This is a genomic window from Cobetia sp. 4B, assembly GCF_018831605.1.
In the GTDB taxonomy this organism is placed as follows: domain Bacteria; phylum Pseudomonadota; class Gammaproteobacteria; order Pseudomonadales; family Halomonadaceae; genus Cobetia; species Cobetia amphilecti.
Genome location: NZ_CP059843.1, coordinates 1,108,857 through 1,132,426, shown reverse-complemented (window position 1 = coordinate 1,132,426; position 23,570 = coordinate 1,108,857). Strand labels below are relative to the sequence as shown.

The following is a 23,570-nucleotide window of genomic DNA, read 5'->3' as shown; positions in this document are numbered from 1 at the left end:
CTCCTGGCCGCTGTCCATCGCTCAGCGGATGATCTGGCCATCGCGGGTCTGCGGAGGAATCTCGAAGGTATGCAGCGGCGCCGGGCTCGGCACGCTCCACTCCAGGTCCACCGCGCCCTCCCAGGCACACGCCGGCGCTCTGACACCGCCGCGCGCGCACTTGACGATCACGACCAGGAACAGCAGCTGCGAGATACCGAACAGGAAGGCGCCGATGCTGGACAGCATGTTGAAGTCGGCGAATTGCAGCGCGTAATCCGGGATGCGGCGCGGCATGCCGGCCAGCCCCGAGAAGTGCATCGGGAAGAAGGTCAGGTTGACGCCGATGACCGACAGCCAGAAATGCCACTTCGAGAGCCCCTCGTGGGGATAGAAGCCGGTCCACTTGGGCAGCCAGTAGTAGGCTCCGGCGAGAATCGCGAACAGCGCGCCGGGCACCAGCACATAGTGGAAATGCGCCACCACGAAGTAGGTGTCGTGGTACTGGAAATCCGCCGGGGCGATGGCCAGCATCAGGCCCGAGAAGCCGCCGATGGTGAACTGGACGATGAAGGCGATCGCAAACAGCATCGGGGGCTCGAAGCTGATGGAGCCGCGGAACATGGTGGCGATCCAGTTGAAGACCTTCACGCCGGTCGGCACCGCGATCAGCATCGTCGTGTACATGAAGAACAGTTCCGCCACCAGTGGCAGGCCGACGGCGAACATGTGATGCGCCCAGACCAGGAAGGACATGATCGCGATGGAGCCGGTGGCATAGACCATCGAGGCGTAACCGAACAGCCGCTTGCGCGAGAAGGTCGGCACGATGGCGGACACGATGCCGAAGGCCGGCAGGATCATGATGTAGACCTCGGGATGCCCGAAGAACCAGAACAGATGCTGGAACAGCACCGGGTCGCCGCCACCGGCGGCATTGAAGTAGCTGGTGCCGAAGTTGATGTCGAACAGCATCATCGTGATGGCGCCCGCCAGCACTGGCATCACCGCGATCAGCAGGAAGGCGGTGATCAGCCAGGTCCAGACGAACAGCGGCATGTCCATCAGGCGCATGCCCGGGGCACGCAGATTGAGGATGGTGGCGATGATGTTGATGGCGCCGAGAATCGAGCTGATGCCGGCGATGTGCAGCGAGAAGATGAAGAAACTGGTCGAAGGCGGCGCATAGGTGGTGGACAGCGGCGCGTAGAAGGTCCAGCCGAAGTTGGGGCCACCGCCCTCCATCAGCAGGGTGGAAAGCAGCAACAGGAAGGCGACCGGCAACAGCCAGAAGCTGAAGTTGTTGAGGCGCGGCAGCGCCATGTCGGGCGCGCCGATCTGCAGCGGAATCATCCAGTTGGCCAGCCCGGTGAAGGCCGGCATGATGGCGCCGAACACCATGATCAGCCCGTGCATGGTGGTCATCTGGTTGAAGAACTCCGGCTGCACCATCTGCAGGCCGGGCTGGAACAGCTCGGTGCGGATCACCAGCGCCATGATGCCGCCGATGAACAGCATGCTCAGCGAGAAGATCAGATAGAGGGTGCCGATATCCTTGTGATTGGTGGTCAGCAGCCAGCGCAGCATGCCGCGCGGCGAGCTGCCGTGGCCCTCGCCCACATGAGCGCCGCCTGCGGTGGCCCCCTCGCTCTCGCTGGCCCGAAGTACCGCCTTGCGTGGCTGTTCACTGGCCATGACACGCCTCCTGAATGCGTCGCTTGCACGCTATTGAGACAGCTGTTCCTTGATGACGGCTGGCTGCACCAGCTCGCCGGTATCGTTGCCCCAGGCGTTGCGCTCATAGGTGATGACAGCCGCCAGCTCGACCGGACTCAGCACATCGGCGAAGGCCGCCATGGGCGTGCCCGCCTTGCCGTTGACCACGATATCGATGTGCGCCTGCATGTCCTGGGTGACGATGGCGCTGCCCACCAGCGAGGGGAACGCCGGCGGCATGCCCTGACCATCCGGCTGATGACAGGAGGCACAGATGGTGGCGTAGGTCTTCTCGCCCTTCTCCATCAGCTCCTCGAGACTCCAGTCACGACCGGCATCGTTGAGCGCGGCCTCGGCTTCGGCCTTGCGCGCGATCAGCCACTCATCGAACTCGGCCTCCGGCAACGCCTCGACCACCACCGGCATGAAGCCGTGGTCCTTGCCGCACAGCTCGGTGCACTGGCCACGATAGGTGCCGGGGGTCTCGATACGCGTCCAGGCCTCATTGATGAAGCCGGGGATGGCGTCCTTCTTGACACCGAAGTCCGGCACCCACCAGGAGTGGATGACGTCGGCGGAGGTGGTCAGGAAGCGCACCTTGCGATTGATGGGCAACACCAGCGGATTGTCGACTTCCAGCAGGTAATGCTCGCCCTTGGCGGCGGTGTTGTTGATCTGCTCGCGCGGGGTCGCGAGGCTTGAGGTGAAGGCGACATCCTCGCCCAGATACTCGTACTGCCAGCGCCATTGATGGCCGGTGATCTTCACGTCCAGCGCCGATTCGGAGGCGTCGTACATGTCCTTGAGCGTGGCGGTGGCAGGCACCGCCATCACCACCAGGATCAACAGCGGGATGGCGGTCCACAGAATCTCGATACGGGTATTTTCATGGAAGCTTGCCGATACCGCACCGCGTGACTTGCGGTGCTTGATCATCGCGTAGCCCATGACACCGAACACCACGATGCCGATGACCACACAGATCCAGAAGATGATCATGTGCAGCGAGTGGATCTCGCGGCTGACCGCGGTGACCCCGACCGGCATGTTGTATTCCACTGCCAGCACCGAAGGGGAAAGGACTGTCAGTGACAGGGTCGTCAGTGACAGGGTCGTCACTGTGCGTCGCAAGCGCAGACGCATTGGCCTGGTGACACGGGAAAGGCATTCCGCGATCCATGACATCGGCGCCTCCTTGTCATTGTTATCGAGAGCCTCACCCAGATGACGGCGCTGAGCGGCTCCCCGTGCTCCGACTTGCTTCGAGTATAGAAGAGCTTGGCGGAACACAAGGTCGCGTGGATCAACCCACTGATACTCCTTGGTCGCAAGGCAGAGCGAGGCAAAAACGGCTACCCCGCGCGTGATGCCGCCTGAGCACAAGGCAGTGGTGCGCTTCTGCGTTCAGTCCACGCAGGAAGGCGGCGATTGAGTCATTGCCAAGAAGTCGGCTGGCGACATGCTGGCGCGCGTCGGGGCGACCAATGGCGAAGTTATATGCGCATTTATCGATGTTAGCGTCACGCCGATCTGCATCAGTGTGTTGAAAGTCTTGCTTGAAAGCCCTGACGGAAGGTCTTGCTCGGCGTGCGCTCGACAGCGGCATATCGACCTGACAACCAGCACACGCCAGCACGCCCTACTCAATCCATCACCACGCCCCTCGGAATCTGCCATGAACGCCATCTGGCTTGCCCTGTTCGGCTGCGTTGCCTTCGCCATCGGCTATCGCTTCTATTCCCGCTTTCTGGCCGAACGCATCTTCCGCCTCGACCCGAATTTCGTGACGCCAGCCCATGCGCTGCGCGATGACACCGACTACCTGCCCACCAATCGCTGGGTGCTGTGGGGTCACCATTTCACTTCGGTGGCGGGAGCAGCCCCCATCGTCGGTCCGGCGATCGCCGTCTACTGGGGCTGGCTGCCGGCCGTGCTGTGGGTCGTGCTGGGCAGTCTGTTCGCGGCAGGCGTGCATGATTTCGGCACCTTGACGCTGTCAGCGCGTCATCGCGGCCAGTCGGTCGGCACCCTGGCGGACAAGCTGATCGGCAAGCGTGCCAAGCTGCTGTTTCTGTTCATCATCCTGATTCTGGTCCTGATGCTGAACGCGGTGTTCGCCTGGGTGATCGCCAATCTGTTCATCAACTTCCCGGCCAGCGTGCTGTCGGTACTGATCCAGATTCCGCTGGCGGTATGGATCGGCCATCGCGTCTATCGTCGTGGCGGCAAGATGTTGATTCCCTCGCTGCTCGCGCTGATGGTGATGTATGCCGTCGCCCTGCTGGCGGGTCAGTTCGAGTTCCTGCAGATCGATCTGGCCGGTACCTTCACCGCCATGGCCGGTGGCGAGGATGCCACCCTGCTGTTCGGCCTTTCGCCCATCTCCAGCGCCTTTCTGGTGTGGATCATCGCGCTGATGAGCTATGTCTACATCGCGTCGGTACTGCCGGTCTGGAAGCTGCTGCAGCCACGCGACACCATCAACTCTCACCAGCTGGTGGTCGGGCTGGTACTGCTGTATCTGGCACTGGCCGTAGGTGGCCCGCATCTGACGGCGCCGGCCTTCAACGCCGATGCCGAGATGTCCTTCTACCCGCTGCTGTTCATCACCATTGCCTGCGGCGCCATCTCGGGCTTCCACGGTCTGGTCGCCTCCGGCACCACCTCCAAGCAGCTGTCCCATGAACCGGATGCGCGCCTGATCGGTTACTCCGGTGCGCTGGGCGAAGGCATGCTGGCGCTGATTTCCATCATCGCGGTGGCGACCCTGTTCGCAACCCAGGCCGATTTCAGCGCGACCTATTCAAGCTTCGCCGCGGCGGGTGCCAATGGGCTCTCGAGCTTCGTTCAGGGGTCCGGTCAGCTGATCTCGCACCTCGGGCTGCCCGCCAATGTCGGCAGTACGCTGGTCGCGGTCATCGTGGTCAGCTTCGCGGCGACCACGCTGGACTCCGCCGTGCGCCTGATGCGCTACATCATCGCGGAACTGGGCAGCGAATACGGCATGCCGGCGCTCAGCCACAAGCATGTCGCCACCAGCATCGCCGTCATCGCCAGTGCCGCGCTGGTCATCCTGCCGCAGGGGCCCAAGGGCTTCGGTTCCGGCGGCTACCTGCTGTGGCCGTTGTTCGGCACCAGCAATCAGCTGCTGGCGGGCATCTCGCTGATGCTGGTGTCGGTGTGGCTCAAGCGTCAGGGCCGCCCTGTCATCTATACCCTGGCCCCGATGGTCTTTTTGATGATCATGACGCTGTGGGCGATGGTGCAGCAGGTGGTGCTGGATTGGTCGGGCATGGGCAGCAACGACCCGCAATGGCTGTTGTTCACCTTCGGCAGCCTGATCATGGTGTTTGCGCTGTGGATTCTGCTCGAGGCCAGCCGCAGCCTGAAGTCTCCCGCCCGGGTGAGCGCTCATGAGAGCTGATGACGATACCCGGTTGGCGTCATCACCCCGCCAGCCGGGTCTGACAAGGCGCCTGCTGACAGGCGCCATTCAGCTGCGGGATGGCTGGGAGGCCATGCTGCGCGTCAACCAGCAGCGCGATCTGGCGCAGCTTGCCCGTGAGGAGGAGGACATCTTCATGATGATGAGCTTCGCGGAGCTGATGGGCATCCCCAATCCGGCGCCGGCCGTCTCGCTGGAGATGCTGCCGCTGATGCTGGAGCGCATGCATGACTGGCACCTGCGTCAGGGGCTTGAGCATTCACCGCTGGAGGGCATCAAGTGCTGTTGAGCAGGCTCTGGAAACGCGCGGCATCCCGCACGGCGAAAGATACGACTGTGCCGGAAGGCACTCAGCCGTCAGCGGCTCACGAGACTCACGAGACTTACGAGACTCACACTCCTCAGCCTGGCCGAGCACCGGGGCAAGCCGAGATATCCAAGCACCCCGAGATCTGGTTCTTCGGTGGCAAGGGCGGTGTCGGCAAGACCAGCTGCGCGGCGGCCCAGGCGCTGGCACTGGCGGAGAAAGGCGAAGCAACCCTGCTGGTATCGACAGACCCCGCGCACAATCTGGGCGATCTGCTCGGTGCGGTCGGTGGCAAGCCATGCAACATCGCGCCGCGCCTCGACGTGATGGAACTGGACCCCGAGCGGGAATGCGACCGCTACCTGGAGGCGGTCCGCCAGCGGATCGCCCCCCTGGTAAGTGGCGAGCGCAGTGCCACCGTGATGCGCCAGCTCGAACTGTCACGCCACGCTCCCGGCACCAGTGAAGCGGCACTCTTCGATGCACTGGTGGAGATCATCCTGACCCCGCCAGCCCCGCTGGAAAATGAAGCTCCACACTATCGCCACATCCTGTTCGATACGGCCCCCAGCGGGCACACCATTCGCCTACTGAGCCTGCCCGAAGTGCTGGGCGGCTGGCTGGAGGGCATGCTGGGTCAGCGCAGGCGCGCCGTCGCCGAACGCAGCCTGTGGCTGGACAGTCAGCAGGCATCAGAGACGCCAGGCGAAGGAGCGCCGGAAGACCCGATCAGCGAGGCGCTGGAGCAACGCCGTACGCGCTACGCAGCATTGCGTCAGCGCTTGAGCGATACCCGCCGGGCGCGCGTGATTCTGGTCAGCACGCCGGAGAAGCTGCCGTGTCTGGAGACGACCCGAACACGAGAGGCGCTGGAAGCCCATGGTCTGGCCGTCGGCGGCTTGATCATCAATCAGTGCCTGCCGGAACCCGCCGCGCAAGGGGCTGGCAGTCCCCCCTCAACGCCCCACGAGCCGCAGGCTGACTGGGTCGCGACCTGGCGAGAACAGCAGCAACACTGGGCCGCCAGACTGGAGGAGGCCTTCGCTGATCGCCCATGCGTGCGTCTGCTGCGCCAACCACAGCTGCCGGAGGACCGCGCAAGCCTTGCCCCGCTGGTGGCACAGTTCACGGCGTTCCGCCCCTGGTCACCCGCCCCTGCCGCGTCCTCTTGCGGTTGCGCCGCTCCCGCCAGATGACTCGAGAGGTTGCCCTGCTATTCAGCCCCTCAGACCCTCAGCGCTTCCGCTCTTTCACCCTCCCGCTCTCCGGACCTCACGCTGATCCGCTGATCCGCCCTGTGCTGACGACATGCATTCGCGTACAGGGCGGGGAGTTCATCATTCAGACACTTCGATCTGATAACTTATTCAGAATTTGCGCATATTGATGCACCATCACTGACCTCGTCTCACCTGACTTGTGCACGCACCTTGCGTGAGGCAAGGCATGTGCACGCCTGCGGGCATGGCAAGCGAATTGCATTGTCTTGCATCCCCCTCCAAGGTGTTCAGAATGCTGCTCACATGGCAACAATCTGTTGCAACAGGGTGCGCAATAACTGCACAAAACAACCATACAGTCGCCTCGTCATTCCGATAGAATAGCGGGCTAAATATCTTCCTCATCATGACATCGTTGCTTTGACCTGCCGCGCCTGTGGTGAGTCACAATGTGGCGATAGTGACGCACTTAAGCCCCTGAATTTCGTAAAGGACGCTCCATGGCCCCGACTTCCCCCAGTCAATCCCGCTTGCAGAGACACTCATTGGCTTTCAATGCCCGCCGCCTCGGCCTGCTTCCGGCAAGCCTGCTGCTGGTCGGTGCCCTGCTGGCCGGCTGTAGCGGCGACAAGGAGGAGGCTGGCCAAGGCTCCGCCGCAGGCGCCAGCCAGGCCGCTCAGGTCGATGTCGTCACCGTCACCGCCCAGGATGTACCGCTCACCAGCGAGCTTCCGGGCCGCACGCGTGCCTATCAGATCGCGGAAGTGCGTCCGCAGGTCGGCGGCATCATCGAATCGCGCGACTTCACCGAAGGCAGTGACGTCGAGGAAGGACAGGTGCTCTATCACATCGATTCGCGCACCTATCGCGCCGATGTCGAGAGCGCCAAGGCGAGCCTGGCGCGTGCCGAGGCGAGCCTCAACACCTCAAGCCTCAAGGCCAAGCGCTACAAGAATCTCGTCGCACGCAAGATGGTCAGCCAGCAGGATTACGACGATGCCGTGGCCACCGTCGGCGAAGACCGTGCCGATGTCGCCTCGGCCAAGGCTGCGGTATCCAGCGCGCAGATCAACCTGGATTACACCAAGGTCACCTCACCGATCAGTGGTCGTATCGGCAAGTCCAGCGTCACCAAGGGCGCACTGGTCACGGCCAGTCAGGAAACCAGCCTGGCCACCGTCCAGCAGCTGGACCCCATCTATGTCGACCTGACCCAGTCCGCCACCGAAGTGCTGCGTCTCAAGCGTGAGCTGGGCGAGAATCGCGATGCCGCCACCGCACCGGTCCAGACGGAAGTCGAGCTGGTGATGGAAGACGGCAGCGTCTATGGCGCCAAGGGCAAGCTGCAGTTCGCGGATGTCACTGTCGACCAGGGAACCGGCATGGTCACGCTGCGCGCACTGTTCCCCAACGAAGATGAGCTGTTGCTGCCGGGCATGTTCGTGCGTGCCCGCCTGACCGAAGCCGTCGCCAAGGATGCCATCCTGATTCCGCAGAAGGCCGTGAGCCGTGACAGCACGGGCCAGGCCAGCGTGATGACAGTCAATGCCGAGAACAAGGTCGAGGCCAAGCAGGTCGTGATCGGTCAGGCCATCGACAATCAGTGGCTGGTGACCAGCGGCCTCGACAGCAATGACAAGGTCATCGTCAGCGGTCTGCAGAAGATCAAGCCGGGTGCCACGGTCGAGATCGCCTCGGACGAGACAGGCACTGACCAGAACGCCGCACCTCAGTCGCGGACTGCTGCCAGCAGCGACTCCTCGGAAAGTGAACAGGCCAAGACCGGCGATAGCCAGTAAGCCTGCCCCCGCTTTTCGCGCCACTGTCGCCAGCCAGACGAGAGACGCTTCTCGTGTGACTGGCGACCGTCCCGAACGACGTTCCAGGAGCCTCAAACGTCATGGCCAGATTCTTCATCGATCGCCCTATCTTTGCCTGGGTGCTCGCCATCATCGTGATGCTGGGGGGTATCTTCAGTATCCTCAAGCTACCGATCGAGCAGTACCCCTCGCTGGCCCCTACCAGCATCACCATTCAGGCTACCTACTCCGGTGCCTCCGCCCAGACGGTGGAAGACACGGTGACCCAGGTCATCGAGCAGCAGATGAACGGCATCGACAATCTGCTGTACATGAGCTCGACCTCGGACTCCCAGGGCAACGCCAGCATCGAGCTGAGCTTTGACACCGGCACCGATCCCGACATCGCCCAGGTTCAGGTACAGAACAAGCTGCAGCTGGCCACTCCGCGCCTGCCGCAATCCGTACAGAACCAGGGTGTCTCGGTCACCAAGTCCTCCGGCAGCTTCCTGATGGTCGCGGCCTTCGTCTCTGACGATGGCAGCATGACCAAGCAGCAATTGACCGACTATGTCGCCTCCGACATCCAGGATGAGGTCGCGCGTGTCCAGGGCGTCGGCGAGACCCAGCTGTTCGGCGCGCCGGGGGCCATGCGTGTCTGGCTCGACCCGCAGAAGCTCAACAACTTCAAGCTGACCACCAGCGACGTCACCACGGCCATCAGCACGCAGAACAACCAGATCGCCTCGGGCCAGCTGGGCAATCTGCCGGCGGAAGAAGGCCAGCAGCTCAACGCCACCATCGTGGCGCAGACCCTGTTTGAAACGCCGGAGCAGTTCGGCAACATCCTGCTCAAGACCCAGGAAGATGGCTCTCAGGTCTATCTGCGTGACGTCGGTCGCGCCGAGAAAGGCGCCGAAACCTACAGCACCGTCAGCCGCTACAACGGCAAGCCTGCTGCTGGCCTGGGGATCAAGCTGGCCTCGGGCGCCAACGCGCTGGACACCGTCCAGGCCGTCAAGGACCGCCTCGATGAGCTGTCCGCCTACTTCCCGCCGGGCATGAGCTTCAAGGTTCCGTACGACACCTCGCCCTTCGTCAAGATCTCCATCGAAGAAGTGGTGATGACACTGCTGGAAGCCGTGGCATTGGTCTTCCTGGTGATGCTGCTGTTCCTGCAGAACTTCCGCGCCACCCTGATTCCGACCATCGCGGTGCCGGTCGTGCTGCTGGGCACCTTCGGGGTGCTGGAAGTGCTGGGCTTCTCCATCAATACCCTGACGATGTTCGCCATGGTGCTCGCCATCGGGCTATTGGTCGACGATGCGATCGTGGTGGTGGAAAACGTCGAGCGCGTCATGCACGAAGAGAAGCTCTCGCCACTGGAAGCGACCCGCAAGTCGATGGGCCAGATCACCGGCGCACTGGTGGGTATCGGCCTGGTGCTGTCATCCGTGTTCATTCCGATGGCCTTCTTCCCCGGCACCACCGGCGCGATCTTCCGTCAGTTCTCGGTGACCATCGTCTCGGCGATGACGCTGTCCGTACTGGTGGCGTTGATCCTGACGCCGGCCCTGTGCGCCACCCTGCTCAAGCCGACCAAGGAGAAGACCACCGGCTTCTTCGGCCTCTTCAACCGGGTCTTCGATCGCTCCAACGCGCGTTACCAGAAAGGCGTTGGCGGCATGCTCAAGCGCACCGGTCGCTCGATGCTGGTCTATGCATTGATCGTCGTCGGCTGTGGCGTGGTATTCACGCGCATCTCGACCGGCTTCCTGCCGGATGAGGATCAGGGCTATCTGTTCAACCAGGTCATCCTGCCGGTGGGCTCCACTCAGGAGCAGACGCTCGAGACGCTGGAAAAGGTCGAGCATCACTTCCTGGTCGATCAGGAAGATGCGGTTCAGGAAATGTTCGACGTCGCCGGCTTCAGCTTCGCCGGTCGCGGTCAGAACATGGGCCTGGCCTTCATCAACCTGAAGCCGTGGGATGAGCGCGAGCGCGATTCCTTCAGCGTGGTCAGTGAAGCACAGAGCTACTTCGGCACCTTGAAGGAAGCCCTGGTCTTCGCCATCAACCCGCCGCCGATCATGGAGCTGGGCAACGCCAGCGGCTTCGACATGATGCTGGTCGACCGTGGCGGCATCGGCCACAAGGCACTGACCGACGCGCGCAACCAGCTGCTGGGCATGGCGGGCCAGAATCCGGCCGTGACCGGCCTGCGCCCCAATGGTCTGGAAGACAGCCCGCAGTTCACGCTCAATATCGATGAACTCAAGGCGACGGCGATGGGTGTCTCGCTGTCAGAGGTCTACTCGACGCTTTCCACGGCGTGGGGCTCGACCTATGTCAATGACTTCCTCGACAACGGTCGTACCAAGAAGGTCTATGTGCAGGCGGAAGCCAGTGCCCGCATGCAGCCGGAAGACCTCAAGAAGTGGTACGTACGCAACACCTCCGGCGAGATGGTGCCGCTGAGTGCCTTCATCAACGGCGAGTGGACCTACGGGTCGCCGCAGCTGGAACGCTACAACGGCGTCTCCTCGATGGAACTGCTGGGACAGGCGGCACCGGGTTACTCCACCGGTGAGGCCATGCAGGCCATGGAAGAGATGGTCAGCCAGCTCAACAATGGCGTCGCGCTGGAATGGACCGGCATCTCGCTGCAGGAATCCCAGAGTGGCGGCATGGCACCGTATCTGTATGCCATCTCGCTGGTCTTCGTCTTCCTGTGTCTGGCCGCGCTGTATGAGAGCTGGAGCATTCCGTTCTCCGTCATGCTGGTGGTACCGCTGGGGGTGCTGGGTGCCCTGCTCGCCACCTGGATGCGCGGACTCGACAATGACGTCTACTTCCAGGTCGGCCTGGTGACGACCATCGGGCTCTCGGCCAAGAACGCGATCCTGATCGTCGAGTTCGCCAAGGACCTTGAAGTGCAAGGTCGCTCGCTGATCGATGCCACCATGGAAGCCGTGCGCATGCGTCTGCGCCCGATCCTGATGACCTCGCTGGCCTTCACCCTGGGTGCCGTGCCACTGGCCATCTCGACGGGTGCGGGTGCCGCCAGCCGTCACGCCATCGGTAACGGCGTGATCGGCGGGATGATCTCGGCCACGGTGCTGGCGATCTTCCTGGTGCCGGTCTGCTATGTGGTCGTGCGCCGCCTCTTCGGTGAGCCGAAGGACCTCAAGCGAGCCCACGAAGCGGCCCGCCAGGAGGATGACCTTGTCTGATCTCTGATCACGACAGAAGCCTCATTGCTGTCACATTGCGTGACGGCCCTGCACGCCGCCCTCTCCGGGCGGCGTGCCTGTTTGCAGGCTGGCAAAAAAGGCGCGCTCACGCGGCAAGCATTGAGTGCCATCAGCCTTTTGCGGCATCATGCTACTATCGAACACTGTTTGCCTGCGCAGGCCTGGTGCTCCTACAGCTCCTATACCTTCGCAGGTCCGCGTGTGCATGGGGCCAGGCCACTGACGGCGCATCCCCGAGAGCGCTTCCCCAAGAGCGCAACCACAGGCGTGGTCAAGCCGCGACTGACAACGCCTCTGCGCATGCCCCGAACACGCGCGGCACGGCGATACACCACCCGATCCCGCTGGAGCGACATGCCTCGTCCCCTTGCTGCCCTGCGCCGCTACACCCGGCGTACCTTTGAAACCCGTGATCCGCCGCAGGTGTTCGCGCCTGTCACGTCAGGCGTGTCACGGCGGCGGATGCGTGCCTGCGAGTGCTGCGATCTCGTCGTGGCCCTGCCGGCGCTCAAGGCTGGCGAGCGCGCCCGCTGCCCGCGCTGCGATCATCTGTTCGCCCAGCGCCACGCCCATGCCGTGCAACGCACCCTGGCACTGGCGATGGCGTGCCTGGTGATGCTGGTGCTGACGCTGCCCTTCGAGTTCATCGCCTTTGCCACCAGTGGCATCTCGGCGAGCCTCAGCCTGATCGATACGCCAGCCGCCCTGACGGCCGAGTCCTATCCTTCCCTGGCCGTGCTGCTGATCCTGACCATCGTGATGCTGCCGGCGCTCTACCTGCTGGGCGTCATCTACACCCATGCGGCCATCGGGCTAAAACTGCCCTTGCCGGGCATTCGCGGCATTGCGCGCACCCTGAGCCACCTGCGCCCGTGGATGATGGCGGATGTGTTTCTGGTCGGCGTGATGGTGAGCCTGGTCAAGATCGCCGGCATGGCCGATATCAGCTTCGGCCCTTCCTTCTGGGCGTTCTGCGCCTTCGCCCTGCTGATGACCAAGACGCTGGCCAGCATCGATGGGGACCGCATGTGGTTCGCGCTGGCGGGCGAGCCAGCTGCCCCCAGCGGTACGTTGCCGGGCATCGGCGCCGCCTTGCAGGGATTGGCCAGTTGCCACAGCTGCGGCCTGATCAACGCCTGCGGTGAACGGGAGGCGCATACCCACTGCCGCCGCTGTGGCGACCCTGTCCATCAGCGCAAGACCCAGAGCCTGCAGCGCACCTGGGCGTGGCTGATCGCGGCGGCGATTCTGTACATCCCCGCCAATCTCTTTCCGATCATGACCACGGTCAGCCTCGGGGAGAATGACCCGCAGACGATTGCCGGTGGCATCGTGGTGCTCTGGTCACATGGTGACTGGCCCATCGCGATGGTCATCTTCATCGCCAGCATCCTGGTGCCGGCCTCGAAGATGATCGCCATCGCCTGGCTGTGCATCAGCGCCCAGCGCCCCGAGGTGCAACATGCGCGAGCGCGGGTGACCCTGTACCGCATCACCGAATATGTCGGGCGCTGGTCGATGGTCGATGTCTTCGTGGTGGCGCTGCTGGCCGCGTTGATCCAGCTGGGCGCGCTGATGTCGGTCCACCCGGGGCCCGCGGCGCTGTCCTTTGCCTGCGTGGTGGTGCTGACGATGCTGTCGGCGTTGAGCTTCGACCCACGCCTTGTCTGGGACACCGAGACGGAGAAGACGATGATGGCGAACACGCTGTTCGGTGATCTGCCGCTGACGCCGCTGACGGGCTCCGCATCTCTTGCCGCGTCCTCGCAGGCCACGCCTCCGTTCACGACGCCATTCACGACCCTGAATGCCTCCCGCAATCCCCCTTCCGCTGCCGCCTCACAGGATGACTTATGAGTGATGATTCTCGCGCACGTCGTGAAAGTCGACGCCGCCTTTCGCCGATCTGGATAGTCCCGATCGTGGCCCTGCTGATCGGCGCCTGGATGGTGTGGCACAACTACGCCAGCCGTGGCCCGCTGATCACGATCGAAATGGAGACGGCGGAAGGCATCGAGGCGGGCAAGACCCTGATCAAGACCCGTAACGTCGAGGTCGGCAAGGTCGAATCCGTGCGTCTGTCGGACAACCTCGACAAGACCATCGTCACCGCGCGCATGTCCAAGGACAGCGAGCGCATGCTCAATGCCGACTCGCGGCTCTGGGTCGTGAAGCCGCGCATCGGTCGTGAGGGCATCAGTGGCCTCAACACCGTGCTGTCGGGGGCCTATATCCAGCTTCAGCCCGGCGACAGCCGCGATGAGGAGGATCACTTCGTGGCGCTGGAGCAACCGCCGGTGACGACGCAGGACGCCAAGGGACTGCGTATCGACCTCACCAGCAACGATGGCAGCGTGCTGTCGGATGGTGACCCCGTCACCTACGAGGGCTTCGTGGTCGGGCGCGTGGAATCCAGCGAGTTCCGCCCCAGCGAGAAGGAAATGCACTACACCCTGTATATCGACTCGCCCTACCATGAGCTGGTGACCTCCACTACGCGCTTCTGGTCCACCAGCGGGGTCAGCCTGCGCCTGGATTCCCAGGGCCTGCAGGTCGATGTCGGGTCACTGGAAAGCGTACTGAGCGGCGGGGTGGCCTTCGGCATTCCCGAAGACCTGCCGCGTGGTCGTCCGGTGGTCGAGAACACCTCTTTCACGCTGTATTCCGACCAGGAAGAGGCCCGTGAAGGCAGCTTCCACCAGGCCATCGACTACGTGATCATGGTCGACGATACCGTGCGTGGCCTGTCGCGCGGCGCGCCGGTGGAATTCCGCGGCGTCCGCCTCGGCACCGTGGTCAGCGTGCCTTATCGCCTGACCCACCAGCGCGTGCGGACGCTGTCGAGCTTCGAGATTCCGGTGCTGATTCGCATCGAGCCCGAACGCCTAGAAGGGCAAGTGGATGATGACGGCGTGGCCCAGTGGAAGAAGCGCCTCGAGCGCCTCTTCAAGCGCGGCATGCGCGCGACGCTGAAATCCGGCAACCTGCTGACCGGCGCCCTGTTCGTCGATCTCGACTTCTATGACAATCCGCCGCCCTACAAGGCCGATACCTTCGATGATATCGAGGTCATGCCGAGCGTCTCGGGAGGCCTGGCGCAGATGGAAGCCAAGCTCAATGCCCTGCTCGACAAGCTCAATGCACTCGATGTCGAGCCGGTACTGAGCAACCTGAACAAGACGCTGTCGGCCTCCGAGAGTCTGGTCAAGCGCCTCGACAAGACGGCTGGTCATGTCGATAGCCTGCTGGGTTCCGAGGCGGTACAGAAACTGCCGGGCGACATCAGCACCAGCATCGACAACCTCAATCGCACCCTGGATGGCCTGACACCGGATTCTTCCGCCTACCGCAAGCTGGAAGGCGATCTCGAACGACTGGACCGCGTGCTCAAGAAGGCGGAACCGCTGCTCGACACGCTGGAGAAGAACCCCTCCAGCCTGATCTTCGACAAGCCGACCACTCGCGATCCGATTCCAAGGGCCCAATGATGACGACAGCCATGAGTCTTTCGACCCGCACAGCCGCCATGCCGCAAGCGTGCAGCACGCCTGCCTCACCGCGCACTTCCACGTCGCAAAAGGGCCGCTTCGGCGGCCTGCTGGCAGGCTTGCTGATGCTAGGCACACTGGCGGGCTGCACGACTGCCGCCACCGGTGGCGCCTACCTGCTGCCACAAACGACACAGGCTGGTGCCTCCCAGCGCAGCGTTGCCGCCGATGCGCCTCTGCTGGAAGTGATGCCAGTGCAGCTGGCCAGCTATCTGGAAGGCGGCAGTCTGGTCTATCAGACGGACGACATCACGCTGGTACAGGCCAGCCAGAACCTGTGGGCCGATGACCTGCAGGACATGCTGACCCGCCAGCTGCTCACGCAGCTCAAGGCCAGCCCCGCCCAGCCGCTGAGCCAGTACCGTATCGCGGATACCAGCCTGAGCGGCCTCAAGGGCGCACGCCTGAGCGTAAGCCTGGATCGCTTCATCGGCCGCCACGATGGCCAGTCCGTCATCACCGGTCGCTGGCGCCTGCGCGGCGTGGATGGCAGCGTGCTGGAGGAAGGCGACATCCAGACACTGACTCCCCTGACGGATGACGGCTATCCGGCGCTGGTCAATAGCCTGGGCGAAGGCTGGCGTGTGACCGGCGAGCAGTTGGCACGCGAGATCGCCAAGGCACTGCCGGCCACGGCGGATGCCAGCTGACGACCTGACGGTCTGACAGAACAGGGCGCGACTGGATGCCCAGAAAGCTGGATGTCCAGAAAGCTGGATGTCCAAAAAAAGAAGACCCCCGACGGAATCCGTCGGGGGTCTTCTTGTCTGGCGGCTAGCTGGCCTCAGCCTTGCTGGGGCAGCACCAGCTCACCATCACGGATCTCGAAACGCTTCACGTCCGGCTTGTCCTCGAGACGCACGGTGCGGGTCTCGTCACCCATGTCGACCTTGACGTCGTAGCCGACCACCTTGTCTGACGCGTCCTGCACCGTTTCGCAGCGCTGTTCGGTCGTGGTGTAGGTGTCGCCCTTCTTCATCTGACCCTGGATCTGGTTGCCGGCATAACCGCCACCGACGGCGCCCGCGGCTGTCAGCACCTTCTTGCCATTGCCACCGCCAAACTGATTGCCCACCACACCGCCGACGATCGCGCCGACGGCCGTGCCGACGACATTGTGGGTGTCCTTGCTGGGCGCCTGATGCGTCACGGTCTCGTTATGACAGACCTCGCGCGGGGTGGTCACGGTTTCCGTCACGGCATCCACTGCCACGATATCGGCATATTCAGGGCCTGAGTTGCTGGCCGTATAGCTGCCGATCGCCACTCCACCGCCAATGCCCAGTGCAGCCACGATCGCGCCAATCAGGATGGACTTGTTCATGCGTGTTCTCCTCACCGAATAGTGTTGCAGCCTGGCTCGTCGGCCAGTCAGCCAAGCCCCTGGATGACACTTGAGGGGCTTGCCGCTGCGTTCGGAGAGTAATCTAACACTGTTCGATAAACTCGGTAATGTGGCAACTTCACCACCCGGTCGTCGCCATTTCGCAACATCGAACATGGAAAAGCCGGGTTCTACGCTAGATCATGCCTTATATTAGCAATTTCTTGGCAAGCAGGCTTGCGGCCAGAAAACCCCGCTCATCGCCCTGACGCTGACGCGGGCTGTACGAGTCGGACAGGACGAACAGGGCCGGTGCGAGCGCCTCAGCTCGCACCGGCCCTTGTCTTGATGGCCCTGACCGCAAGTCACTCAGTCCAGCTGATTGGCCGTGATGGACACGGCTTCATCGTTGCAGAACTGCACGCGGACATCTTCCCACCAGTTCAATAGACGGCAGGACGTGTCATCGGCAATCGTCTCGCTGATATCACTGGGCTTGCCCAGCAACGAGATGGCCTGTGCCTCGCTCATCCCCTGCACCAGATAGCCATCATCCAGCGCTGAACGAATGCGGTACTGGCGCTGACTCTCCTCACGTGCGGCCAGGGCACGCTCCTTCTCACGCGCCAGGCGCTGTGCGGTCGGGTTTTCGCCTGAAGTCTCTTCTATCACGTCAGCGGCGGGTACCACCGTCAGCGAATCATCCAGCGTGACGGGGGTATCGCCCTGCTGGCAAGGCTGCTGCTGCCAGGTGGGCACCCCCGCCTGCACACAGCGAAAGATGCTGTTGTTGGCCTTGGCGGCAGGCGGCAGAGAGGGTGTCGCCGGGTCGGCAATCACTTGCGCCCGAGGCGCCTGCCCGTCACTCGAAGACGCTGCAGCATTCGGCGACTCCTCCGCCTGAACCGCCGCAAGCGGCATACCACTGACCAGCGTCGCCACCAGCAGTCCCCGCAAGAGCCGGCGTGACATCTGGCGTGAAACGCTGCCACAGGAATCCATCATCAACTTGTCTCTCCGCTTGGTGAGAGCGTGGATCATGCACGGATATCACGCCCAATGAGGTGAAATGGCAAAGCCATCATCCTTGCGTCAGCGCTTCCACTGATAGACCTCATCGGCGGTCTGCACATCGTCATGGTGACTGACATCAGAGCGACTGGGGGTCGAGGCCGCTTCGCCTGATCCATCGCCCGGAGTGTCCAGTGGCGGCATGCCTGGCATGGCCAGGCTGTCGTGGCTGTGACCGTGGTCGGGGCTGTGGCCGTAATCAGACGGCTCGATCTGATCGAGACTGGCAGCGCCATGATCGGGCGTATCCCAGACAGTGACCACCCGATTGCGCCCTTCGCGCTTGGCACGGTACATGGCCTGATCGGCACGCTGCAGAAGGTCCGGCAGCAGTGATTCCGCGCAAGCGGCCGGTCCGCCCTGGGCCACCCCGATACTGATGGTGACCCGCAGCAGCTGGCCGTTGCTCAGTGTGAAGGCACGACTGTTGATCGAGAGCAGCAAGCGTTCGGCTGCGTGCTGGAGCCCTTCTCTGTCCTCCGTCGGACACAGGGCCACGAACTCTTCTCCCCCCTGGCGGCACAACTGATCACTGCCGCGCAGATGGTGACGCAGTCGTTGCGTCAGCTCTATCAGCACCTCATCGCCAATCGCATGCCCTTGGGTATCATTGATGGCCTTGAAGTGATCGACATCGATCATCAGCACTCCCAGGCCACCACGACTCAGCAGACGTGGCCCCTCTTCCAGCAAGGCAAAACGAGACAGCGCCCCCGTCAGCTGGTCATGGCGCAAGTCACGACGGTAGCGCTTCTCGCGCTGCTCAGCCTCCCACCCGATCTGCACCGCCACCACCGCGATGAAGGTGACGGACATCACCAGGTTGACGACACTGGCCAGCGACATGAACTCGTAGGAGACGATATAGACCGGGCTGGTGAGATATTGGGCACCGATATAGAACAGCAGCAGGACACCACTGAACAGTAGCCGTTGAATGCGTGACAGGGACGCGATACAGACGAAGAAGATGGCGACGATATGGAAATACTCGAAGCCACCCTCGGCGCCGAACTGGTGTTCCCACCATGCCGCCTTGGCTGACATCGGCACCACCAGCAACAGCAACGCGGAATTCATGTACCCCTTGCGGTGGAACATGATGGCCAAGACGTTGAGCAGGACGCCGATGACATTGATCACCACCGGCTGCGGATAAGGCTGCAGGCCCAGCAGAGCGAAGTAGCCCAGCTGGCAGCCGAGCGCACTGATATAGATCCACATGAACAACTGATAAAGCACGAGGTGCCGCTCAGCCAGCCCCGCCGGAGCTGGCCACCGCCACTTCATGTTTACCGTGCGCAAGACACCCTGCCGACTTCCCGCTTTGCGACGGCGATCTGCTTTCGCCATGATTCCTTCCTCATTTACGGCACTTCCCGTGTGCCTCCGCTGCGCGCTACCTGATGATTTTACCTGCCTATTCTATCTCACGCTGCTGTATGAAACGTGACAGCCCTTACCAGTGCGCATCCTACAAGGCATGCAGCGCAGTCAGGCATGTGACTCACGTGTACCAGGCGCCCTCCCCTGCGAGACTGGCAATCCCATCACAGCGGCGTGGCTCACGTAGCAGGAGCCTGAGCGTGAAGCATCAGCAATCTCGAGGATCAGCAGTCGAAGATTCTCACAAAGTGGGCCTTGTGGGTGACTTGCAGAGTAGTTCAGAGAAGATTTAAGCCCTAGATTCAGTCGTGATGATGACCGGGCTGGAAAAAGTCCGTGACCAGTCAATGGTACTCTTGAGCATGGCAATGCTGACATCTCGTCGCCAGCCTGCATGACCCGGACCACCTGACACTCGGGCCCTGCTCGACGTCTGAGACAAGAACCGGGCAGACAATCGGCCGCCTTCGTGACACCATCAGCGCCTGGACATGGCAGTAGCCGTCACCCACTTTTCCCCGCCGTTTTTAGAGAAGAGAGACTGTAATGGACGCGACCACTCTGACACGCGACTTCCACCTGTGGCAGCGTTTCTCCAAGCAAGACCGCCTGGAACGTGAACATCGTGCTGCCCGCCGCAAGATCGCCGAAGCTGGCACCATGGCGACGCGCATGATCAAGGCCTATGAAAGCATGGCCGCCAAGGGCGTCTCCGAGAATGCATGCTATCGCACCATCTACAAGCAACGCGATACGCAGGGTGAGATCATGGTGCGCGAAGGCTGGCTCAAGGTGCGTCGTGTGGTCGCGGAAGGCGGCACCACGCGTCTTCGCGGCACGCTGATGACGACGTTCAGCCTGCTGGAGGGTGAGCAGGAACCCGCCGATGCCAGCGTCGAGAAACTCACGCTCGAGGTGTATGACGAAATCGTCGCCGGCACCAAGATGAAGCTGGCCTGCAAGGTGGACCGTTGCGACGCCGATGACCAGACGGACTTCATCACCTTCCTGGATGCCGTACGCGGCGACCTCAAGCAGTGGGTGTGACGCGCCCAGGCGCGTACGCCAGCCCCTGATGAAGGGATGACTCCCTGAATCGGCTCAATGATGCCCACTCGCCTCGTGCAGTGGGCATCAATGCTGTCAGGGGCAAGAAAACTGCTGGCTCATGCCAGTACCGGCCTGCCGGGGCTTTGTTTCCCAAATGGAATCTATCCATTTCCCATCTCGCACAGATAGCGACGAATATTGACCTGATAGACCGGAATTCCTGTCACTGTTGCGACAGTAGCAACCTAAGGTTACCCATCGTGCAGGAAACTCCTGACCCTCGCCTGACTCATAGTACGCAGAACATGCTCGTCATCTGATTACAGGAGTCAGTCCATGAATGCCATTGCACCGTCGGCTTACCATACCCTCGACGTCGAAACGCTCTCTCATGTCACTTCCGCTCGTCTGCCTTTGCAGCCGATCGGCGACATCACCATGGATAGCCCGGCCAGTGAGCTAATGACGGACTTTGCCGTTACCGCCGGTCGCAGCATTCAGGGCAGCGCCTCCATCGGTCAGGCACTGGCGACCATGAAACAGGCGGGGGTGCGTCTGCTGCTGGTCCACGATCATGATGGCACCTTCACCGGCGTGGTGACCTCGCGTGAGCTGCAGGGAGGCCGAGTCGTGATGCGCGCCATGACCCGCTTCAATGTTCAGCGCGACGAAGTCACTACCGACATGGTGCAGATACCCCGCGCGGAGCTGCAGGGCATTCCTCTCGCCGTGCTCAAGCGCGCCCACGTCGGGGACCTGGTCGAGACACTGCGTCAGAGCGGCGAATCCCACCTGCTGGTGACCGAGCAGGGCGACGATGGCAAGCCCAGCGTGCGCGGACTGGTCGCCGCCTCCCGCGTCGGCAAGGCCTTGGGGCTCGATCTGGAACACCCGCCGGAAGCACGCAATTTCGCTGATATCTGCCGGGCCGTGCTGGGCAAGTACGAGTGACCCGACAAGGGTAGGCAGTGTTCTCAGTCATCTGGCTGACAGAGGCGTCATGAAGCCGCGTCTTGACAAGATGGTTTATCCCCAGACTGGTGCTTGATTCGGGAAAAATGCTCGCAAACGGCGTATGATGTGGCTATCAGCGCGAGATATCACTTGGCAGGCAGCATGGAAGCGCCTGTCGGTCAGAGAGATGACTCGGGCTCTGACGGATATACTCAGCCAACGGATGGTGTAGATGAGGATTTCAGCCATGCCATTACGCTCACTGCGTGATCATCTTTTCAAGCAGCGCCACGTCGAGGTGCTCGTCATCAAACAGATTGATGGCGAGCTCGTGCATGTGTGTGGTGCCGGCATCGTGGAAGGCAGCGGCAGCGTCAGTCACAAGCGGCGTGAGCTGCAGCGTGACAACCATGCCTTTCCGGTGCGCATGCATGATGGCAATCAGGTGCTTCAGCCGGACGACTTCAATCGTCTGGTGCTGCTGGAGGAAGTGACTCTGCATCCCCTTGGCTGCCAGCCGAAGGAAGCCATCTCGCTGGAGGTGGCTGGCCATCGCTATCGTGTCGCGCATACCCCCATGCGCTGCTGGCACTTCCGCGGCCACCTCGTGCTGGAGCGCACGCCCCAGGGCATGCTGCTGAGCACTGAGGACATGACCCTGATTCGCGCCAAGGCGAGTCGCCAGCCAGTCTCCAATACGGCACGCGCCAATGCCGAGCGCCTGCAGAAGACGCCCACATGGCGCAATGTCGCTCCCCGCGGCCACGATGTGCATGCCGACGGCGCCACGACGCGTCAACGCGCGGCAGCACGCAGGATCGACAGCCCGACACGCGAGCTGGAGCTTGAGCCCAAGTACTGAGGGGCACAGGAGCGGCGCATTGAGACAGATGAATTGAGAAAGGCCCATCGAGAAAGGCGCATAGAGACAGAACGCTCGGCAACTGCCGAGCGTTCTGCTGTCCAGGGTCCGGTTGGAGGAAGAACGGTTCGCGGCAAGACAGCTTGAGCATATGCCGGTATTCTCACAGACCTGTCCTCTCGTTCAGGTTTCCTCATGCGCCGAATGCCAGCATCCCTATTCCTGCTCATCCTGATTCTGGTCGCTCTGAACCTGCGTCCGGCGCTGTCATCCCTGGCGCCCCTGCTGGATCGCATCACCCAGGACCTGGGCCTGAGCACGCTGGCAGCGGGCCTTCTCACCACACTGCCCGTCGTCTGCCTGGGACTGTTCGCCCCACTGGCGCCGCGCCTGGCCCGCCGCCTGGGGGTAGAGCGCACCCTCAGCCTTGCCCTGGTCACTCTCGGCATCGCCCTGTGGTTGCGGGCCAGTGACATGGCGCTGCTGCTGTATCTCGGCACCCTGTTATGTGGTGGCAGCATCGGCGTCGCCGGCACCCTGCTGCCCGCCATCGTCAAGCGTGAGCATCCTGAGCGAGCCGACCTGTTCACCGGTGTTTACACCATGGCGCTATGTCTTGGTGCGGCGCTGGCCGCGGGACTCAGCGTGCCACTGGCCAATCTTCTCGACAGCTGGCAAGCCTCATTGGCCTGCTGGGCGCTGCTTGTGGTGATCGCGCTTCCCGCCTGGCGCCTGAGCATGCCCCACCCGTGGCCAGAGAAGATGACCAGCCAACAGCAGGCCACCCCCCGCCTGTGGCACCTGCCGCTGGCCCGCCAGGTCACCTTCTTCATGGGCTGCCAATCTTCCCTGGCCTATATCGTCTTTGGCTGGCTGCCTTTCCTGCTCCAGCAACGCGGCCTGAGCGATATCGAATCCGGCTGGCTGATGGCCGCCTCGGTGATGGCACAGGTGCTCACCGCCCTGCTGGCCCCCGTGATCGGCCGCATGGGGCGCGACCAGCGCCCCGCCATCCTGCTGCTGTTGTCCTGTACCGCCATCGGCCTGCTGGGACTGATGATCGGGCCACTGTCCCTGCGCTGGCTGTTCGCCGTGCTGCTCGGTTTCGGCCAAGGGGGCAGCTTCTCGATGGCATTGACGCTGCTGGTGCTGCGCACCTCCGATGCACGTCTGGCGGGCGCCCTCTCCGGCATGGCACAAGGCACCGGCTACATGCTGGCCGCCCTCGGGCCACTCGCCGTCGGCATTCTGCTGGAAATCACGGCCGACCTGCGCGTGATCGCGTCGATGTTCGCGCTGATCCTGCTGAGCGCGGCCATGCTTGGCTTCCAGGTCGGCAGGCGTCGCCGTATCTGTCTGCGCGAGGATGGTTGCACCGAAGTGGTCGATGGCTGACATCTTCTCCTCCCATTAGGTGAGGCAAGGCCTCACCAAGGTATCAATATTATCTGTCATTCATGTCTGGATGATAGATTTTGCCGATACTATATGTCGTTGAAATTTATATATTCCGAATGTCTCATTTGGATTCCTCTGGTGTCGCTCTACCCTCTGAGTTCTCGTTGTAAAGCAACGAACATTGCGCCCTGCCATGTTCGAACGGCACTGCCATGTTCGAACTGCTCGGCAATGTTTCGAACAGCCAGGCAATGTTC

17 protein-coding genes are annotated in these 23,570 nt (G+C 62.5%); 12 read left to right on the top strand and 5 right to left on the bottom strand.

Annotated features, from left to right (window positions below; all coding sequences use genetic code 11):
- Positions 1-21: 21 nt before the first annotated feature.
- Together ctaD and coxB are read right to left on the bottom strand one after the other, a co-directional pair.
- Positions 22-1,674, bottom strand: a complete 1,653-nt coding sequence (ctaD, locus tag H2O77_RS04785; protein ID WP_215824026.1) for a cytochrome c oxidase subunit I — start codon at positions 1,672-1,674, stop codon at positions 22-24.
- A 30-nt stretch (positions 1,675-1,704) separates the two neighbouring features.
- Positions 1,705-2,880 (bottom strand): cytochrome c oxidase subunit II, encoded by a 1,176-nt coding sequence (gene coxB / locus H2O77_RS04780; protein WP_240548716.1) that lies wholly within the window; start codon positions 2,878-2,880, stop codon positions 1,705-1,707.
- Between the two features lie 490 nt (positions 2,881-3,370).
- On the opposite strand from coxB, the gene H2O77_RS04775 reads away from it, so the two are divergent.
- From H2O77_RS04775 to H2O77_RS04740, 8 genes are all read left to right on the top strand, one after another.
- Positions 3,371-5,119, top strand: coding sequence for a carbon starvation protein A (locus H2O77_RS04775; protein ID WP_215824025.1), 1,749 nt, complete (start codon positions 3,371-3,373; stop codon positions 5,117-5,119).
- Positions 5,109-5,429, top strand: a complete 321-nt coding sequence (locus H2O77_RS04770) for a cory-CC-star protein (RefSeq protein WP_199852375.1) — start codon at positions 5,109-5,111, stop codon at positions 5,427-5,429. The genes H2O77_RS04775 and H2O77_RS04770 overlap by 11 nt, the downstream gene beginning before the upstream one ends.
- A gap of 47 nt (positions 5,430-5,476) precedes the next feature.
- Positions 5,477-6,643 carry an ArsA family ATPase gene (locus H2O77_RS04765; RefSeq protein ID WP_215824024.1) on the top strand — a complete coding sequence of 389 codons (1,167 nt, stop codon included), beginning with the start codon at positions 5,477-5,479 and terminating at the stop codon, positions 6,641-6,643.
- A gap of 524 nt (positions 6,644-7,167) precedes the next feature.
- Complete coding sequence (locus tag H2O77_RS04760; RefSeq protein ID WP_215824023.1) at positions 7,168-8,466, top strand: efflux RND transporter periplasmic adaptor subunit; 1,299 nt, start codon at positions 7,168-7,170, stop codon at positions 8,464-8,466.
- Between the two features lie 101 nt (positions 8,467-8,567).
- Positions 8,568-11,699 (top strand): efflux RND transporter permease subunit, encoded by a 3,132-nt coding sequence (locus tag H2O77_RS04755; protein ID WP_215824022.1) that lies wholly within the window; start codon positions 8,568-8,570, stop codon positions 11,697-11,699.
- A 375-nt stretch (positions 11,700-12,074) separates the two neighbouring features.
- Positions 12,075-13,577, top strand: coding sequence for a paraquat-inducible protein A (locus H2O77_RS04750; RefSeq protein ID WP_215824021.1), 1,503 nt, complete (start codon positions 12,075-12,077; stop codon positions 13,575-13,577).
- A complete protein-coding gene (gene pqiB, locus H2O77_RS04745) occupies positions 13,574-15,208 on the top strand; it encodes an intermembrane transport protein PqiB (protein WP_215824020.1) in 1,635 nt (544 codons plus the stop codon). Before H2O77_RS04750 ends, pqiB begins: the two co-directional genes overlap by 4 nt.
- A gap of 11 nt (positions 15,209-15,219) precedes the next feature.
- Entirely contained in the window at positions 15,220-15,918 is a 699-nt protein-coding gene (locus H2O77_RS04740; protein WP_215824019.1) for an ABC-type transport auxiliary lipoprotein family protein, read from the top strand.
- Positions 15,919-16,052: 134 nt separating this feature from the next.
- Here H2O77_RS04740 and H2O77_RS04735 read toward each other — a convergent pair whose 3' ends face one another.
- The 3 genes from H2O77_RS04735 to H2O77_RS04725 all read right to left on the bottom strand — a co-directional run bounded on the left by H2O77_RS04735 (position 16,053) and on the right by H2O77_RS04725 (position 18,887).
- Positions 16,053-16,592: a glycine zipper 2TM domain-containing protein gene (locus tag H2O77_RS04735; RefSeq protein ID WP_043331847.1), complete on the bottom strand. Its 540-nt coding sequence runs from the start codon at positions 16,590-16,592 to the stop codon at positions 16,053-16,055.
- Between the two features lie 369 nt (positions 16,593-16,961).
- Positions 16,962-17,597: a hypothetical protein gene (locus tag H2O77_RS04730; RefSeq protein WP_215824018.1), complete on the bottom strand. Its 636-nt coding sequence runs from the start codon at positions 17,595-17,597 to the stop codon at positions 16,962-16,964.
- 87 nt (positions 17,598-17,684) lie between these two features.
- Positions 17,685-18,887: a GGDEF domain-containing protein gene (locus H2O77_RS04725; RefSeq protein ID WP_215824017.1), complete on the bottom strand. Its 1,203-nt coding sequence runs from the start codon at positions 18,885-18,887 to the stop codon at positions 17,685-17,687.
- A 708-nt stretch (positions 18,888-19,595) separates the two neighbouring features.
- On the opposite strand from H2O77_RS04725, the gene H2O77_RS04720 reads away from it, so the two are divergent.
- The 4 genes from H2O77_RS04720 (at position 19,596) to H2O77_RS04705 (ending at position 23,310) form a co-directional block, all read left to right on the top strand.
- A complete protein-coding gene (locus tag H2O77_RS04720) occupies positions 19,596-20,096 on the top strand; it encodes a hypothetical protein (RefSeq protein WP_215824016.1) in 501 nt (166 codons plus the stop codon).
- Positions 20,097-20,435: 339 nt separating this feature from the next.
- Positions 20,436-21,050: a CBS domain-containing protein gene (locus H2O77_RS04715; RefSeq protein ID WP_215824015.1), complete on the top strand. Its 615-nt coding sequence runs from the start codon at positions 20,436-20,438 to the stop codon at positions 21,048-21,050.
- Positions 21,051-21,300: 250 nt separating this feature from the next.
- A complete protein-coding gene (locus H2O77_RS04710) occupies positions 21,301-21,915 on the top strand; it encodes a hypothetical protein (protein WP_215824014.1) in 615 nt (204 codons plus the stop codon).
- A 204-nt stretch (positions 21,916-22,119) separates the two neighbouring features.
- Positions 22,120-23,310, top strand: a complete 1,191-nt coding sequence (locus H2O77_RS04705; RefSeq protein ID WP_240548715.1) for an MFS transporter — start codon at positions 22,120-22,122, stop codon at positions 23,308-23,310.
- The last annotated feature ends 260 nt before the right edge of the window (positions 23,311-23,570 follow it).